This window comes from Rathayibacter sp. AY1F2, from assembly GCF_002930885.1.
In the GTDB taxonomy this organism is placed as follows: Bacteria; Actinomycetota; Actinomycetes; order Actinomycetales; family Microbacteriaceae; genus Rathayibacter.
On sequence record NZ_PSVG01000002.1, the window covers coordinates 282036 to 299235 of the forward strand.

A 17200-nucleotide genomic window follows, 5' to 3' on the forward strand; every position below is an offset into this window, starting at 1 on the left:
GATCCTCCTTGATCGTGTCGTGCAGGAGATCGTCGGCGACGGGTGCCGCTGACGCGTTCGGGGGCGGGGACGGCCGCGCGGGCCGCCCCCGGAGTGCTCAGCCGCAGGACGCGGCCGGGTGGGGCGCTCTCACCGTGGTCGTCACCGGCTCGCCGTCGAGGGTGGCGGTCGCGGTCACGACCACCTCGGCGGCGGGGACCGAGGCCGCCCGCGTGGTGAAGGCGTGGCTCGTCGTGGCGCCGGGTGCGAGCGCGGCGACCGTCTTCGTGCCGGAGGCGCTCTCCATCCGGAGGGCGACGGGCACGTCGTCGGCGTTGGTCGCCCGCACGGTCACGACGACCTTCCCCGCGATGCAGCGGGTCGCGGCGGCGGCGGTCACGTCGAGCGACGCCTCCTTCAGCGTCCCGAGGCGGGCCAGCTGGTAGCTGAGCGCGCGCTCCGGGGCGTCGATCTGGTTCTGCGTTCCCGCGGTGCCGACCGCCTGCGCCTTCGCGAGGACCGACTGGAGGTCGGACCAGGCGTCGGCCGGGTAGTCGTCGGAGCGGAGCGTCGCCGCGTGAGCGACGGCCGCGTCGAGCTGCGAGCGGTCGAGCGCCTTCCCCTCCGAGGAGAGGGTGTCGCTCAGGAGGAACTCGTCGACGTCGACGTGGCCGCCGGCGGTCTTCGTCGCGTAGCTGAACAGCCCGAGGCGGTGGCCCATGAAGTGCGTGAGCTGACCGTCGAGGGTCTGCGGGCCGACGCGGCTGCCGAGCTTCGTCCAGCTCGTCCCGTCGAGGCTGTACGAGAAGGTCGTCCAGAGCTGTCCGGCCGGGGCCGAGAGCTCGAGGTCGGCCTTCAGGCGCACCTGCGAGGCGTCGCCGAGGGCGGCGGTGGTGCCGGGGAGGAAGGACTCCACGGCCGCCTGGTCGAACGTGGTCGCGAACGGCTGGCTGCGGTTCACGACGCCGACGGTGGTGACGCCGTCCACGCGCTTGACCGCGACGTAGGAGAAGCCGCGGTTGTAGGCCGCGAGGCCGGCGACGTCGCCGTCCTTCATCCCGGAGACGTCGAACGCCGCCTCCGCCGACTGCTTCGGAGCCACGATGCGCTGGGAGAGCGTGTTGCGCGCCTCCTCCAGGTACGTCATCTCGGGCGAGCCCGAGAGACGCGTGTGCGCGGCCGTTCCGCTGAGCACCTTCCCGTTGGTGAGGCGGAGCCAGCCCTCGCGCTCGGTCAGCGACCAGTAGCGGTTGTCGGGGGCGTGGTTCCACTGCCAGGGGAGGGCGAGGGTCGAGCCGTTCGGCTCGATCTCGGCGGCCGTCGGGCGCTCGAGGGTGGGAGCGGCGCCGACGAGCGAGACGTCGTCGAGCAGGTACTCGGTGCTCGAGGACGCCGGCTGCGGATTGCCCCACGGCGTCTCGACGGCGAACTTCACGCTGCCGACGTTCGCGGTCTCGGGCACCGTGTAGGTCCCCGTGATCGTCGTCCACTGCCCCTGCGTGACGGCGGCGGAGGCCATCGTCACGGGTCCCGCGCCGAAGTCGGCGCAGAGGTTGAAGCGGACCGACGCGGGGCCGGTCGTGTACTTCACCTTCGCGGACACGGTGTAGGTCACGCCGCGCTGCAGCTTGTTCGCGAGCACCTGGCTCGGGCCTGAGCCGTTGAGCGTGCGGGTGCCCACGCGGAGCGCGGCGGTGCCGGACGCCGGGTCGGTCGTGTCGGCCGACAGCGTCGCGCCGAACTGGCCTGCCCACGGAGCCGTCCCCGACTCCGCTCCCGGGTTCTGGAGCAGCTGCACGCCGAGCAGCGACGCGTCGTAGGCGGGCGCGGGCGGGATCGTCCATGACTCGTCCTGGTAGGCCTTCGCCGGGGCGTCGTTGTCGAAGTCGTCCGAGACGACGATGCTCTTCTGCCGCTCGAACAGCTCCTCCTCGGGGCTGAGGCGGATCGGCTTCGGGAAGCTCCCGCCCACCGGCACCGAGCCGTTCGTCCCGAACGTCGGCCAGCCGTCCTTCCACGTCGCCGGGATGAGCCCGGGGATGCGGCCGGTCGGGAAGCTGTCGCGGAAGAACATGCCGTGCCAGGCGGTCGAGCCGTCCTCCTTCGCGATCGGCACGAGGCTCCCCTGGGCGAACCCGCTGGAGTTCAGCACGCCCTTGCCCTCGTAGGGGTTGCTGCCGTCGGCGGTCGCGTAGCGGCCCAGCAGCTCGGACGAGCGGAACAGCGCCACCTGGCGGCCCTGGCCCGAGGGCCACGTGATGATGACGATGTAGTACTGCCCGTCGATGTACTGCACCTGCGCGCCCTCGAACAGGCCGCCGAGGTAGCCGGCTCCCGGGTAGTCCGAGGTGCGGAGGATGTTCGGGTACTCGGCGACGACGGTCGTCAGGTCCTCGCTCAGCTTCACGGCGCTGGTGGATCCGGAGCCGTAGAAGATGTACGGCGTGCCGCCGTCCGCGTCGTCGAAGAAGAGCGACGGGTCGTGGAAGGCGCGGCCGAGGGCCGTGCGGGTCCAGGCTCCGTCCTCGATGTCGTCGGTCGAGTAGAGGTAGGAGCCGCCGAGGTTGTTGGTGTTGAAGACCGCGTAGTAGCGGCCGTCGTGGTACCGGAGCGACGAGGCCCACTGGCCGTTGCCGTAGGAGTTCTGCCCGTTCCGGAGCGAGAAGCGGTCGCCGATCTCGAGCCGGTCGAAGACGTAGTTGACGATCTCCCAGTTGACGAGGTCGTAGGACTTCATGATCGGGGCGCCCGGGCTGAGGTGCATCGTGGTGCTGATCATGTAGTAGATGTCGCGGCCCTCGTCGTTCTCGGCCGCGGGCACGCGCTCGACGCTGACGTCGGGCACGTCGGCGTTCAGCAGCGGCACGGAGTAGGTGCCGTCGCCGCGGTCCGTCGACGTGTACGAGGCCTTCGGCGACCACGCGCCGGCCGCGGTCGCCGGAGCCGCGCCGGAGGCGAGCAGGCCCGCCGCGAGGAGGGCGCCGATCGCCGTGGAGGCGACTGCGCGCATCGGGGTCATTCGAACAGCGACAGCGTCAGGACGGAGGAGTAGTCGCCGGGGGCGACGTCGGCCTCGGTCTTCAGGGTGAGGCCCGCGGACACGGTCCAGGACCCGTCCGTCGCGGTCTCCTGCGAGTCGAGCGACAGCGCGAGCAGCTCCTGGTCGAACAGGCCCACGGCGTCGGCACCCTCGTCGAGGATCGTGTCGACCGGGTCGCCCTCGGACACGAGGCCCGACTCGCCGCCGTCCACGAGGACCGGCGTCCAGCCGAGGTGGTCGGAGGAGATGTCCTCCTGGTCCGCGTCGCCGGTGAAGGCGCTCGCCGAGCCGAGGACGTACCAGCCGGCTCCGGCCGGGATCTCGTCGACGGTCCGGGTGTCCGTCACGGTCACGTCGGGCAGCTGCCCCGTGAAGGCGCGCACGGTCGGGGTGGAGCCCTCCTCGGCGAGCGTGGCGGAGGTGCCGTCGATCGACATCGAGAGGGCGCCGGGCTGCTCCAGCTCCTCGATGCTGACGTTCACGTCGACGTCGTCGGAGCCGTACTCGGTGTCGGCGGCCGCGGCCGCGGCGGCGACGCCGGACAGGAGCAGGCAGCCGGCGAGAGCTGCGCCCGAGCGGACGAGCCAGAGGGGTCGGGGGGTGCGTCGCGTGGACATGGTGTTCCTCACTCGATCGGCATCGTCGCCGATCAGGTCGAGCGCCGGACGGCGCGGAGTGGTGGCGCGGCCCGAGGCCGCGAGAGGACGGAGCGCGGCGCAGCCCGAGGGGCGTTCGGCCGCGCCTGGAGCGCAGGACGCGCGGAGAGCGGCGGACGGCTCGTGCGCGGCGGCTTCCACAGCGTGGCCACGCGAGCTCCAGCTCTCGACCCCCTCAGCACTGAGGGGAGAAAGGCTGCCCGACACTCGTCTCTCTCGACTGCTGAGCTTTCCCTCAGCTAGTCTTGCGGGCAATGTTACCGGGAACATTCCCGATTGCAAGGACGTGTTCTCAACCGTCCGGAGCAGCGCAGCGAGGCGATCACCGCGTTCCGCCGCGGCCGGGCGGGGACGGCGGGAGGGGACGAGGATGTCCGCAGGGGCGGCGACGGCGGAGGCCGAGCAGGAGGTCGTGACGACGGAGTGCGCGGAGCGCTCGGGCGTCATCGGCGTGCTCCTGGGCGACTTCGAGCCGTTCGGCACGGAGGTGCTGCAGGGAGTGGCGACGGCGCTCCGGGGGACCCGGTTCGACCTCCTCGCCGGCAGCGGGGCGAGCCGCCGGGGCCGGGCGGGCTGGGAGCAGGAGTCCCTGCGGCGCCTCACCGAGGCGCACGTAGCGGGAGCGATCCTGGTGACTCCCTCCGGCGTGATCCCCTCGTCGGACCTGCCGCTCGTCGTCGTGGATCCGCTGACCGCGCAGACCGAGCTGCATTCGGTGGCGACCGACGACTTCGGCGGAGCGCAGCTGGCGACGAGCCACCTGATCGGGCTCGGCCATCGCCGCATCGGCTTCGTCGCGGGCCGCCCCGACCTGGAGTCGTCGCACCGCCGCGGCGCCGGCTACCAGCGGGCGCTCGCGGACGCCGGCCTCCCCTACGACCCCGCGCTCGTACGGGTCGGCTACTACCGGCACGACCCCTCCCTCGCCGCCGCCCACGAGCTGCTGCTGCTGCCCGACCGCCCGACGGCGGTCCTCGCCGCGAACGACGCCTCCGCCATCGCCGTGATCGAGGCGGCCCGGGCGCTGGGCCTCTCGGTGCCGGGGCAGCTGTCGGTCGTGGGCTACGACGACGTGCCCGACGCCTCCCGGGTGGTCCCCGCGCTCACGACGGTGAGGCAGCCGCTGCACCGCGTGGGGCGCGCGGCCGCCCGGGCGCTCCTGACGCTGATCGACGGCGGGAGCGTGGCCGAGCAGCACGTGCGGCTGCGCAACAAGCTCGTGCTCCGCGGGTCGACGGCGCCTCCCGCCGAGGGCCCGCCGTCCGGCTGACTCCTCCCCCTCCCCCAGCCGGCGGGAATACGCTCGGCGCATGAACCAGCAGCACACTCCGCTCACGGTCACGGTCACGGGAGCGGGAGGCGCCATCGGCTACGCGCTCCTTTTCCGCATCGCCTCGGGTCAGCTCCTCGGGCCGGACGTCCCCGTCCGCCTGAACCTGCTCGAGATCCCCTCCGGCCTCCGCGCGGCCGCGGGCACGGCGCTCGAGCTGCAGGACGGCGCCTTCCCCCTCCTCCGCGGGATCGAGGCGACGGACGACCCGGCCGCCGCGTTCGACGGCGCGAGCGTCGCCCTCCTCGTGGGCGCCCGGCCGCGCAGCGCGGGCATGGAGCGCGCCGACCTGCTCGCCGCGAACGCGGGCATCTTCGGGCCTCAGGGCGCCGCGCTGAACGCGCACGCCGCCTCCGACATCCGCGTGCTGGTCGTCGGCAACCCGGCCAACACCAACGCCTGGATCGCGCGGCGCAGCGCCCCGGACATCCCCGCCGGCCGCTTCACCGCGATGACGCGCCTCGACCACAACCGGGCGGTCGCGCAGCTCGCCGCGAAGCTCGACGCCCCCGTCGACGCGATCGAGGGCGTCGCGATCTGGGGCAACCACTCCGCCTCGCAGTACCCCGACGCGACGCACGCCACCGTCGGCGGACGGCCGGTGCCCGAGCTGGTCGACGCGGAGTGGCTGCACACGGAGTTCGAGCCGCGGGTCGCCAAGCGCGGCGCCGAGATCATCGAGGTCCGCGGAGCCTCCTCGGCCGCGTCCGCCGCCTCCGCCGCGATCGATCACGTGCGCGACTGGGTCGACGGCACGTCGTGGACCTCGGCCGCCGTCGAGTCGGACGGCTCCTACGGGGTGGAGGAGGGGCTGATCTCCTCGTTCCCGGTCCGCTCCGTCGACGGCGAGTGGCGGATCATCGAGGGGCTCGAGATCGACGCGCACTCCCGCGCGCGGATCGACGAGTCCGTGCTCGAGCTGCGCGCCGAGCGCGACCAGGCGCTGGCGTTCCTCGCGTCCTGACGCGCCCCTCCCCGTCCTGTCGCCACGGGATGCCACTCCGGTGCGCCTCGCGCGACGTGTCGCGTACCGGAGCGGCATCTCGAGGAGGGGCTCAGCGGCGCTTCTCCGGAGTGGGGAGGGTGCCGGAGGCGCGGGCGGCCTCGTACCAGGCGTGCGCCTCCTCCTGGCGCTCCGCCTCGGCGCCGGTCGCGATCGCCGCGCGCACGTGCTCGGGCCCGTAGCCGAACGACGCGACCAGGTCGGCGGCGTGCGGGCGGATGCGGGCGAGCAGCCGGTCGATGTAGGACGTCACCGCGACCGCTCGCTGCGACGACAGGCGCCCGTGGATGAGGTACCAGTCGAGGTGCTTCTCGATCAGGCCCAGGCCGAACAGGTCGCGGAGCCAGGTGAGGACGGTGCGCGTGCCCGCGTCCTCGACGCCGGCGAGCGCCTCCGTGAACGCCTCCCACTGCAGCAGCTCGGCGTGCGCGCGCGCCGCCTCGATGAGCTCGCTCTGGTGCGCGTTGAACAGGCGGGCCGCCTCGTCGGAGGGCAGCTTCGACGCCGGGCGCAGCCGTGAGGCGATCCCCGCGACCATGCTCTCGACGCGGCCGGTGAGCAGCTCGCGCTGGTCCTCCCGCAGCTGGCCGACCGAGCGGGCCGTCGATCCGCGATCGGCGACGACCTGGGCCAGACGGCGCAGACCCGAGTTGTCGACGGTCGCCCCCGCGACCTGCGAGGCGGCGTACCGCGCGAGCTCCGCGGGCTGGGCGCCCTTGAAGCGGCGTCCGACGTCGGTCAGCAGGCGCTTGGCGACCAGCTGGAGGAGCACGGTGTTGTCGCCCTCGAAGGTCGCGTACACGTCGAGGTCGGCGCGCAGCTGCGTGAGCCGGTTCTCCGCGAGGAAGCCCGCGCCTCCGCAGGCCTCGCGCGCCTCCTGCAGCGTGTCGAGAGCGTGCCAGGTCGAGAGCGCCTTCAGCCCCGCGGCGAGGGTCTCGAGGTCCTGCCGCGACTGCTCGGTGTCGTTCGCGCCGGAGAAGACCTCGTCGAACGCCGTCAGCAGCTTCTCGTGCGCGAAGGCGGCGGCGTAGGTGGTGGCCAGGCGCGGCAGGAGGCGGCGCTGGTGCCGCTGGTAGTCGAGCAGCACCTCCTCCCGCTCGCCGCCGCCGGTGAACTGGCGGCGCTGATCGCCGTAGGTGACGGCGACCGTCAGCGCGATCTTCGCCGCGGCGACCGAGGCTCCGTCGAGCGAGACACGGCCCTGCACCAGCGTGCCGAGCATGGTGAAGAAGCGGCGGCCCGGGCTCGCGATCGGCGAGGAGTAGGTGCCGTCGGCGGCGACGTCGCCGTAGCGGTTCAGCAGGTTCTCGCGCGGGACGCGGACGCCGTCGAAGTGGAGGCGGCCGTTGTCGATCCCGTTCAGACCGCCCTTGAGGCCGTCGTCCTCCCCGCCGATGCCGGGCAGGAACGCGCCCTGCTCGTCGCGGATCGGGACGAAGAAGGCGTGGACGCCGTGGTTCACGCCGAGGGTGACCAGCTGCGCGAAGACGACCGCCGCGCGCCCGTCCACCGCAGCGTTGCCGAGGTAGTCCTTCCAGGCCGCGCGGAACGGCGTCCGCAGCACGAACTCGCCGTCCTCGTAGGTGGCGGTCGTGGCGATCGACGCGACGTCGGAGCCGTGCCCGGTCTCGGTCATCGCGAAGGCGCCCGGGATCTCGAGGCTCATGATCCCCGGCAGCCACTTCTCGTGGTGCGGGCGGGTGCCCAGGTGCAGGACCGCGGCGCCGAAGAGCCCCCACTGCACGCCGGACTTGATCTGCAGGGAGGGGTCGGCGGTGACCAGCTCCTCGAAGCCGGCGATGTTGCCACCGTGGTCGGCCTCGCCGCCGAGGTCGACCGGGAAGGCGCGGTGCACGCCGCCCTCGGCCGCGAGCACGCGCATCTGCTCCGAGACGCGGAGGCGGTGCTCCTTCATCGGGAGGCCGTCGGTGCGGTGCAGCTCGGGGCGGGCGGTCAGGGCGCGGCTGGCGAGGCGCTGCTCGCGCCAGGCGCCGAGCAGGGTCTCCCCGAGGGCGGCGACGTCGACGGAGGGGGCGCCGTCCTCGTCCAGGCGCGCGTCGACCTCGGAGCCGAGGGAGTCCACCGGCGGCGTGGGCGCGATGGAGCCCGAGCGGGAGCGCCGGGCCCGCGTGCGCCCGGTGGCCGCCCGGTCGGCGGCGTCGGCGGCGGAGCGGGGGTGGGGAGCGGTGCTGACCATGGTGTTCGTGTCCCTTCGACCGTCTGCGGTTCGGGCCGCTCCCGGTGCGTCGTGCGCCGACGGGCGCGGCAGCGGAGGCGGTCCTCGCACGGTAGGTCGCGCGGCGGCGCGGCGGAAACGTTCCGTCGCCCGGGCACAAACGGCGCCGGGCGGAGGAGGAAGCGCGTTGTCGGAACCGACCAGGCGGGGGCGGGGCGCCTCGTCTGTGCGCTGGACGGGCTGTCCCTGCCGACAGGAGCGGAGGAGGGGGCGGCTCACGGGCTGTCCCTACGGGCTGCTTCTGCGGAGGAGGGACGCCGCACCGGAGGCCGCCTCGCTAGTCTCTCGGCATGAGCGAGCCGCCGCTGCCTCCCCCTCCGCCCGCCCGACACCCGGCGGCCGGGCCGCCCGCGGACGTCGCGGCAGCGCCTCCCCGGACTCCGGGTGCGCCGCCCGTGGACGTCGCGGCCGCGCCTCCCGCGCCTCCGGCCGCGCCGGGATCCGGGGTGCCCCATCGGCGCCCGGTCCGCATCTGGGACTTGGTGCTGACGATCGTGCTGATCCTCGTGGCCTCCGCGGTGACGCTGCTGCTGTCGTTCTTCGGGCTGTTCTTCGCGATGGCCAGCGACTCGTGCGGCGGATCGAACGCCTGCGACATCGGCCTGATCGAGGGCGGGATGGTCCTCGCCGCAGGAGGAGTGTGGGTCCCGTTCGTCGCGGCGCTGGTCATCTCGATCGTGCTGCTGGTGCGGCGGCGCATCGCGTTCTGGGTGCCGGTGGCGGGTCTCGCGGTGTCGTTCTGCTGCACGCTGCTCGGCGGCTGGATGGCGTCGACGGGCGCGAACGGCTGAGGGCGCTCGCCGACGCCTCGGGCCGAGGACGCTCGCGTCGGTGACGAGGTGGGGAAGATCGTCGACGCGGACGCCGGGACACGATCGCCCGCGCCGACGCCCGCCTCCGTCGCGGGCGGTGAATCGCGCGCCTCAGCGACGGATCAGTAGCTGTCCCAGCCGGGCTCCCAGTCGGGCTCGTCCGGCGGCACCCAGTCGTCCTCCGGCGGCTGCGCGGCGGACACCGGCGGACCGGACGACTCGCGGCCGAACGAGGGCTTCGCCCCTTGCGAGCGGGACGACCCGCCACGGGCGGCCGGCGCGCGGCGGGGAGCGGGAGCCTCCTCACCCGGTTCCGGGACGGCGATCTCGGGGCTCTCCCCCGCGACGACGGCCAGCACTGCCTCCCCGTAGGTGAGCAGCTTCTTCTGGCCGACGCCGCCGATGATGCTGAGCGCGTCCATCGTCGCCGGCTCGGCGGTCGCGATCTCGCGGAGGGTCGCGTCGTTGAAGACGATGTAGGCCGGGACCGCCTGCGCGCGGGCCTGCGCGGCGCGCCACTCCCGGAGCCGCTCGAACAGCGGCTGAGCCTCGCCCGACAGCTCGGCGACGGTGGACCGCCCGGAGCGGGAGGATCCGCTGGAGCGGGCCGGCTTCTCCGGCTCCTGCCGCAGCTCGACCTTCCGCTCGCCGCTGAGGACGGAGCCGGACGCGGGCGTGAGCACGAGAGTGCCGAAGCCGTCGTCGTTCACGCCGAGCAGGCCCTGCGCGAGGAGCTGGCGGGCGACTCCGCGCCACTGGGTGTCGCTGAGCTCGGCGCCGATGCCCCAGGTGGCCAGGCCGTCGTGCTGGTGCTGAGTGGTGCGCGGCGTGGTCTTGCCGCGGAGGACGTCGATGATGTGTCCGGCGCCGAACTGCTGGTTGCGCTCCCGCTTGAGGCGGACGACCGTCGACAGGAACTTCTGCGCCGCGACGGTGCCGTCCCAGGAGGCGGGCGGCTCGAGGCAGGTGTCGCAGTTGCCGCAGGCGGTGCTCTCCTGGCCGAAGTAGGCGAGCAGGTTCACCCGGCGGCACTGGACCGTCTCGGAGAGCGCGAGCATCGCGTCCAGGTGCGCGGACATCCGCCGACGGTGCGCCAGGTCTCCCGGCGACTCGTCGATCATCCGGCGCTGCTGCACCACGTCCTGCAGGCCGTAGGCGAGCCAGGCGGTGGACGGCAGTCCGTCGCGGCCGGCGCGACCCGTCTCCTGGTAGTAGCCCTCGACCGACTTGGGCAGGTCGATGTGCGCGACGAACCGCACGTCCGGCTTGTCGATCCCCATGCCGAAGGCGATGGTCGCGCAGACGATGACGCCCTCCTCGCGGAGGAACCGCGACTGGGCGGCGGCGCGCACCCGCGAGTCGAGGCCCGCGTGGTACGCGACGGCGTCGAAGCCCGCCGAGCGCAGCGCCTCGGCCGTCGCCTCGACGCTCTTGCGGGAGAGGGCGTAGACGATGCCCGCGTCGTGCGCGTGCTCGCGCCGCAGGAAGTCGATCAGCTGCTTGCGCGGCTCGACCTTGTTGACGATCCGGTACTGGATGTTCGGGCGGTCGAAGCTCGAGACGAAGTGGCGGGCGGCGCCGAGGTGCAGGCGCGAGGTGATCTCGCGGTGCGTCGCCTCGGTGGCGGTCGCGGTGAGGGCGATGCGCGGGACGTCGGGCCAGCGCTCGGCGAGCTCGCCCAGTGCGAGGTAGTCGGGGCGGAAGTCGTGGCCCCACTGGCTGACGCAGTGGGCCTCGTCGATCGCGAAGAGGGCGATCCGGCCGCGGGCGAGGAACTGCTTCATGCCCTCGTTGCCCAGGCGCTCCGGGGCGACGTAGAGCAGGTCGAGCTCGCCGTCGAGGTAGGCGCGCTCGACGCGGCTGCGCTCGCCCGCGTCCTGGGTGGAGTTGAGGAACTCGGCGCGGACGCCGTTCGCGCGGAGGGCGTCGACCTGGTCCTGCATCAGCGCGATGAGCGGGGACACGACCACGCCGGTGCCGGGGCGCACGATGGCGGGGATCTGGTAGCAGAGCGACTTGCCGCCGCCGGTGGGCATGAGGACGACGGCGTCACCGCCTCCGATGACCTGCTCGACGATGGCCTGCTGCTCGCCGCGGAAGGAGCCGTAGCCGAAGACCTTCTCGAGGATCGCCTGCGCCTCGGAGGATCCGGAGCCAGCAGCGCCGCTCGCCGCGTCGCTCCGGACGCCGCCGCGGGACTCCGCCGAGGGGTCGGCGAGCGGCGGGGCGGGGAGGGCTGTCGCGGTGGGCTCTGTCACCCGTGGAACTCTACCCGCCGCCTCCGACGCCGCCCCGGGGGTCCGGGGAACTGTGGAGAAGGGCCGCAGGGAGGGACCTGGGGAGGCGGCTGCAAGGAGCGTCGGGGGGCTTCTGCGGCGCCCGGATCAGAGGTCGGTGAGGGTGCGGGTGTCGCCGTCCCAGAAGCGGACGCCCGCGAGGCCGACGGTGAACGGCTCGCCGAGGATGGGGACGGCGTCGCCGAGCTGCTCGGCGCGGAGGCGGCGCGAGACGCTGATGTGCGGCGTCCAGGCGTCCGGCAGCGAGGTGTCGACGCCGCCCGGCACGAGGCGCGTGGCCCGGTCGTGCAGAGCGTCGAGGGCGGGCGAGCGGACCACTCCCCAGGCGAGGACGAAGCGCCCGGCGTGCGGGAAGAGGAGGACGGCGCCCAGGTCGGCCGTCGCCGGAAGCGGACCGAGCGCGCCCGGCTCCGGGGCGGTCAGCTCGGGCCCGGCGACCAGGGTGAGGTGCGGGCGGTTGCTGGCGGACGTGTGCAGGGCGAGGCTGGGGATGCCGGCCGCCTCGAGCGCCTCCCACTGGCTGCGGACGCGAGCCTCCGACTCCGGATCGAGGAGGACTTCGAGGCTGCGCATGTCCACATTCTGCCGCGGCTCCTGCGTGCGGGCCTTCGCGGGCGCGCGGCCACTCGCGGGTGCGCGCGGTCCTCGCCGGCTCCCGCGAGTGTGCAAGAGTCGTCGCACTCGCAAGCACGCAGGAGTTGTCGCACTCGCCCTCGACTGCGACGACTCTTGGAGACTCGACACTCGTCCACTCGAGCGACCCTCGAGTGCGCAGAAGTCATCGTGCTCGCGCTCGACTACGACGACTCTTGAGTGCTCGGCACTCGGCGTTCGGCGCTCCCGCGAGTGCGCAGGAGTCGTCGCACTCGAGCTCGAGTGCGACGACTTCCGCGCACTCGCGGGGGCGGGGAGCGGGGCGGAGACGGGGAGCGGGCGGGCACCGCCCACCCGCGCCCCGCCACCCGCGTCAGCCGATCGTCACGAGGGCGGCGAACAGCTCCGGCGCTCGGCGGTCGACGATCCGACCGCCGACGCGGATGCCCACCAGCGCGAAGACGGTGCCCAGCACGAGGGCGGCCGCCAGTCCGATCAGGCCGAAGGCCGGGTCGCCGCCGATGAGCGAGATCGCGCCGAGGACGATCGACGGGAGCGCCAGCAGACCGGTCGCGGCCATGCTCCCCAGCATCACGACGCTCGAGATCATCCCGGAGCCCGGCGGCGTCTTCAGCGGGCTGTCCCCCGGCCCGGGCACGGGGTAGACGACGAGCGACGAGGCGACGCTCGACACTCCGAACCCGCTGAGAACGAGGGCCAGCGCCATGCCCAGCACGGCCGGGATCGCGTCGGCGCGTCCCGCGTACAGCGCGGTGCCCACCGCCACGGCGACCACCGCAGGGACGCCGATGATCGCGGCGGCGACGACGCGACCGGCGCGGTCGGCCGACCCCGTCACTCCGGAGCTGACGTGCGCCGCCCAGGCGGTGCCGTCGTACGACACGTCGGCGCAGAGGGTCACGCCGAAGATCAGGCCGACGAGCACGGCCGAGAGCAGCACGAAGGTGTCGCCGCCGCTGCCGATCGCGGAGTAGAACACCGCGAGGACGACGACGGCGGGGATGACGAGGAGCCCACGGCTGTAGCGCGGGTCGCGCCACCAGTAGCCGAGGGCACGCGCGGCGACGGCGCCGGTCGGGGTGCCGGGGAAGCGCCCGAACAGGCCGAGGCCCGCGGATCCGGAGGCGGAGTGCGCGCCGGACGCGGCGGGCTCCGCGAGCGCGTGCCGCAGCGCCCGGGCCCACGCCCAGACGAGGACGGCCAGCGTCGCGAGCCCGATCAGCAGGCGCGCGATCGCCGCGACCCAGTCGCCCGCGACGACGGATCCGGGGACGGCCCAGATCGCGCCGAGCGGCGACCAGCCGAGGGCGCCCGCGATCACGGGCAGGACGTCCAGGCCGTCGCGGATCACGTTGGTCAGGCCGAAGAAGAGCGGTCCGAGCAGGATGACGACGACGAGCACGACGCCGCCGATCACCTCGCGGTAGCGGCGGCTCGAGCCCAGGCCCGTGGTGAGCGCGCCGATCAGGCGGGACGCGACCACGCAGGTCGCGACGCCGATCACCGCGGCGACGAGGCCGGGCAGGATGCCGATCGGACGGCTCCACCAGGCGGCGGCGGAGGCGAGCGCCCCGAGCGTGGTCACCACGCCGGGGATGCCCGCGAGGCCCGCGGCGGCGAGCCCGAGGAGGAGGGTCCGCAGCGGGATCGGGAAGGTCGCGAGGGTGGGCAGGTCGAGGCTCTGGTCGGAGCCGGACAGGAAGATCGGCCCGAGCACCCAGCCGAGGATCAGAGCGGAGCCGCCGAGGACGATCGCGACGTTCGCGAACGCCGGGTCCGTGCCTCCGAGCGCGACCAGGCCGGCCGCGACCAGGCCGAGCACCGCGATCGCGTAGAGACCGCCGAGGATCACGCCGATCAGCTGCCACACGTTCCGCGTCAGCGAGTTGCGGAGCAGGAGCAGCCGCAGCCTCAGGAGATGCGCAACCATGCCGGTCCCTCCTGGTGGGTGCGGCCGCCGACCAGCTCGACGAAGCGCTCCTCGAGGCTGGAGCCGGCGCGGACCTCCTCGAGGGTGCCGGAGGCGAGCACGCGGCCGTCGGCGATGACGGCGACGCGGTCGCACATCCGCTCGACGAGGTCCATGGAGTGGGACGAGACGATGACCGTGCCGCCCGACGCGACGAAGCCGGTGAGGATGTCGCGGATGTTCGCCGCCGAGACCGGGTCGACCGACTCGAACGGCTCGTCGAGCACCAGGAGGCGCGGGGCGCGCACGAGCGCGCAGGCGAGCGCGATCTTCTTGGTCATGCCCGCGGAGTAGTCCACGACGAGCGTGCGGTCGGCCGGATCGAGGCCGAGCAGGGCGAGGAGGTCGTCGGTCCGCTCGACGACGACGGAGCGCTCGAGCCCGCAGAGCAGGCCGTAGTAGGTGACGAGCTGGAGACCGGTGAGGCGGTCGAACAGCTTGACGCCGTCGGCGAGGACGCCGATCAGCCGCTTCGCCTCGAGGGTGTCCTTCCAGACGTCGACCTCGTGGATCGTGACGACGCCGCTGTCGGGGCGGAGCAGGGCCGTGGCCATCGAGAGGGTCGTCGTCTTGCCCGCGCCGTTGGGGCCGACGAGCCCGAAGAAGGAGCCGGCGGGGACGTCGAGGTCGATGTCCTTCACGGCCTCCTTGTCGCCGAAGCGCTTGCGGAGGCCGCGGATCCGCAGAGCGACCTCGCCGTGGCGGCCGGAGGCCTCGGGGGCGGCCCACGCGGGGGTCGCGGAGTCGGTGTGCGCGGAGTCGGTGTGCTCGGCAGCGGTGCCGTCGGCGGCGGTGCGCGCGGCGGGGCTCTCGGTGTCCGTGCCGTCCTGGGGAATGCCGGGGGGCGTCGTCCCGTCCATGTGTGTCCCTTCCGGGCCGCGGTGGGCGGCCGCTCCTCCACCCTAGGCAGGCGCTGCGGCCGGGGCATCCGTCCCGCGATGGAGTCGCGCTGAACGCGCCGGCGCGGCCCCGGTGGTCCGACGGGGCGGGGCGGGAGCACGGCCGCCTACGCTGGCCCCATGCCCACGCTCCTCCTCGTCCGGCACGGACGCACCACCGCGAACACCGCGGGGATCCTCGCCGGACGCACCGCCGGAGTGCGGCTCGACGACGTCGGACGCACGCAGGCGGCGCGCACCGGGGAGCGGCTGGCGGCGGTCGAGCTCGCGACCGTGGTGTCGAGCCCGCTCGAGCGGTGCCGGCAGACCACGCGCTTCGTCCTCGAGCGGCAGACGGGATCGCCGGCGACCGTGATCGACAAGGGCATCACCGAGTGCGACTACGGCGACTGGTCGGGGCGCTCGCTGCGGGATCTCGCGACGGAGCCGCTCTGGGCGACGGTGCAGAACCAGCCCTCCGCGGTGGTGTTCCCCGGCGGCGAGGGGATGCTCGCGATGCAGGCCCGGGCCGTATCGGCGATCCGGCGGCACGACGCGGCGGTGGCGGAGGAGCACGGGGCCGGCGCGGTGTGGGCGGCGGTCAGCCACGGAGACACGATCAAGGCGATCCTCGCGGACGCGCTCGGCATGCACCTCGACCTGTTCCAGAGGCTCAGCGTCGGACCGGCGTCGGTGTCGATCATCCGCTACGGCGCGGGGCGGCCCGAGGTCGTCGCGATGAACACGGACGCCGGGGACCTGGGCTGGCTGCGGAAGGCGGCCCCCGTGGCGGACGCCGCTGTGGGGGGCGGGGCGGGGCACGAGTAGGCGCGGTTCGGGAGGGCCGCTTCAGGGCTCGACCGAGCGGCAGGGACGCGGGTGCTCGGCGGCGGTGGATCTCGATGCGCCCGCTCCGCGGGGGGCTCGGTCAGCAGAAGAGACGGCTGCTCGATCAGCAGGCCGCCCGAGCCCGACGCGCGCAGCCACCGCGGAGGCGGGCGCTCGTAGACTGGGGGCATGCCTCCGATCGTGCACGGATTCGACTGGCCCGATCGCGTCGTCGTGGGGACCGTCGGCTCACCCGGCTCGCGCTCCTTCTACCTCCAGGCCAAGACCGGGCCCCGCGTGGTCAGCGTCGGCCTCGAGAAGCAGCAGTCGGCCCTCCTCGCCGAGAAGATCGACGAGATCCTCGACCAGCTGATGACCGCCCAGGGCAACCCGGTCAGCGTCCCCGCCGGCACTCCCCCGGAGCTCGTCGACAACGACCCGCTCGACCAGCCCGTGGAGCCCGAGTTCCGCGTCGGCGGTCTCAGCCTCGGCTGGGACCCGTCCACCGCGCAGATCGTGATCGAGGCCTACCCGCTGACCGAGGCGGAGGACGACTCCGAGGAGGAGCCCGAGCCCACCGAGATGCTGCAGGTGAAGATCCCGGTCGGAACGGCGCGCGCCTTCGCGAAGCGCACCCTCGAGGTCGTCGGCGCCGGACGTCCGCTCTGCCCCCGCTGCGGCGAGCCGATGGATCCCGACGGGCACGACTGCCCGCTCGCATGAGCGACCCGGGCGGGCTCGACGGCGAGCTGGAGCTGGCCGGCCGGATCACGATCGCCTCGAACGCGACGTTCCTCGCGCAGCTCGGCGAGACGTCCGTCGTCTACAAGCCGATCTCGGGCGAGAAGCCGCTGTGGGACTTCCCGGACGGCGTGCTCGCGGGCCGCGAGGTCGCCGCGTACCTCGTCTCGGAGGCGCTCGGCTGGAACGTGGTGCCGCGCACGTGGCTCCGCGACGGTCCTCTCGGGCCGGGCATGGTCCAGCTCTGGCAGGACATCGATCCGGACCAGGACGCGGTCGACCTGGTGCCCGCCGACGCCGTGCCCGACGGATGGCGGCACGTCCTCGACGGCAGCGACGAGGAGGACCGCGACATCTCCCTCGTGCACGAGGACTCGACGGCGCTGCGCCGGATGGCCGTGTTCGACGTGGTCGCCAACAACGCGGACCGGAAGGGCGGGCACGTGCTCGCGCTGCCCGACGGCCACCGCTACGGGGTCGACCACGGCCTCACCTTCCACTCCGAGCACAAGCTGCGCACGGTCCTCTGGGGCTGGATCGGCGAACCGCTGCTCGAGGAGGAGCTGACGGCGCTGGCGCTCCTGCGCGCGCAGATCGACGGACCGCTCGGCGAGGCGCTCTCGGAGCTGCTCACCGAGGACGAGGTCGCCGCGTTCGCGAAGCGCTGCGAGCGGCTCGGCTCCTTCGGCCGCTTCCCAGGCCCGCGGGGCGGGATGCCCGCGGTGCCCTGGCCGCTGTTCTGAGCCGGGCGCGGTCGGAACTCAGGACGAACGCCTCCGGAGCGGCGGAGACGCGCTGATCCTCAGGCGCGGGAGC

At 73.7% G+C, this 17200-nt stretch carries 13 protein-coding genes; 6 read left to right on the forward strand and 7 right to left on the reverse strand.

Annotated features, from left to right (window positions below; genetic code table 11):
• Window positions 1–97: 97 nt before the first annotated feature.
• A complete protein-coding gene (locus C5C54_RS03030) occupies window positions 98–2989 on the reverse strand; it encodes a family 43 glycosylhydrolase (protein WP_258063192.1) in 2892 nt (963 codons plus the stop codon).
• 5 nt (window positions 2990–2994) lie between these two features.
• Window positions 2995–3636: a hypothetical protein gene (locus C5C54_RS03035; protein WP_104233676.1), complete on the reverse strand. Its 642-nt coding sequence runs from the start codon at window positions 3634–3636 to the stop codon at window positions 2995–2997.
• Window positions 3637–4045: 409 nt separating this feature from the next.
• On the opposite strand from C5C54_RS03035, the gene C5C54_RS03040 reads away from it, so the two are divergent.
• Together C5C54_RS03040 and C5C54_RS03045 are read left to right on the forward strand one after the other, a co-directional pair.
• Window positions 4046–4945 (forward strand): LacI family DNA-binding transcriptional regulator, encoded by a 900-nt coding sequence (locus C5C54_RS03040; protein WP_104226034.1) that lies wholly within the window; start codon window positions 4046–4048, stop codon window positions 4943–4945.
• A 40-nt stretch (window positions 4946–4985) separates the two neighbouring features.
• The gene (locus tag C5C54_RS03045; RefSeq protein ID WP_104287757.1) at window positions 4986–5969 is read left to right on the forward strand and encodes a malate dehydrogenase; all 984 of its coding nucleotides are present in this window, start codon (window positions 4986–4988) and stop codon (window positions 5967–5969) included.
• 91 nt (window positions 5970–6060) lie between these two features.
• On the opposite strand, the gene C5C54_RS03050 is transcribed toward C5C54_RS03045, so the two are convergent.
• Complete coding sequence (locus C5C54_RS03050; RefSeq protein ID WP_104287758.1) at window positions 6061–8205, reverse strand: acyl-CoA dehydrogenase; 2145 nt, start codon at window positions 8203–8205, stop codon at window positions 6061–6063.
• Window positions 8206–8534: 329 nt separating this feature from the next.
• On the opposite strand from C5C54_RS03050, the gene C5C54_RS03055 reads away from it, so the two are divergent.
• Window positions 8535–9035: a DUF6264 family protein gene (locus C5C54_RS03055; protein WP_219812142.1), complete on the forward strand. Its 501-nt coding sequence runs from the start codon at window positions 8535–8537 to the stop codon at window positions 9033–9035.
• A 143-nt stretch (window positions 9036–9178) separates the two neighbouring features.
• Here C5C54_RS03055 and recQ read toward each other — a convergent pair whose 3' ends face one another.
• The 4 genes from recQ to C5C54_RS03075 form a co-directional block, all read right to left on the reverse strand.
• Complete coding sequence (gene recQ / locus C5C54_RS03060) at window positions 9179–11314, reverse strand: DNA helicase RecQ (RefSeq protein WP_104287760.1); 2136 nt, start codon at window positions 11312–11314, stop codon at window positions 9179–9181.
• Between the two features lie 126 nt (window positions 11315–11440).
• Window positions 11441–11926, reverse strand: a complete 486-nt coding sequence (locus C5C54_RS03065; protein ID WP_104340465.1) for a 2'-5' RNA ligase family protein — start codon at window positions 11924–11926, stop codon at window positions 11441–11443.
• A 394-nt stretch (window positions 11927–12320) separates the two neighbouring features.
• Window positions 12321–13898 (reverse strand): transporter, encoded by a 1578-nt coding sequence (locus C5C54_RS03070; RefSeq protein ID WP_104262323.1) that lies wholly within the window; start codon window positions 13896–13898, stop codon window positions 12321–12323.
• Window positions 13880–14797 (reverse strand): ABC transporter ATP-binding protein, encoded by a 918-nt coding sequence (locus C5C54_RS03075; protein WP_104225053.1) that lies wholly within the window; start codon window positions 14795–14797, stop codon window positions 13880–13882. Before C5C54_RS03075 ends, C5C54_RS03070 begins: the two co-directional genes overlap by 19 nt.
• Window positions 14798–14956: 159 nt before the next feature.
• Between C5C54_RS03075 and C5C54_RS03080 the strand changes: the two genes are divergently transcribed.
• The 3 genes from C5C54_RS03080 (at window position 14957) to C5C54_RS03090 (ending at window position 17127) form a co-directional block, all read left to right on the forward strand.
• Window positions 14957–15643 carry a histidine phosphatase family protein gene (locus C5C54_RS03080; protein ID WP_104226042.1) on the forward strand — a complete coding sequence of 229 codons (687 nt, stop codon included), beginning with the start codon at window positions 14957–14959 and terminating at the stop codon, window positions 15641–15643.
• A 189-nt stretch (window positions 15644–15832) separates the two neighbouring features.
• Complete coding sequence (locus C5C54_RS03085) at window positions 15833–16366, forward strand: DUF3090 domain-containing protein (RefSeq protein WP_104225051.1); 534 nt, start codon at window positions 15833–15835, stop codon at window positions 16364–16366.
• Entirely contained in the window at window positions 16363–17127 is a 765-nt protein-coding gene (locus C5C54_RS03090) for an SCO1664 family protein (protein WP_104226043.1), read from the forward strand. Before C5C54_RS03085 ends, C5C54_RS03090 begins: the two co-directional genes overlap by 4 nt.
• Window positions 17128–17200: the final 73 nt, after the last annotated feature.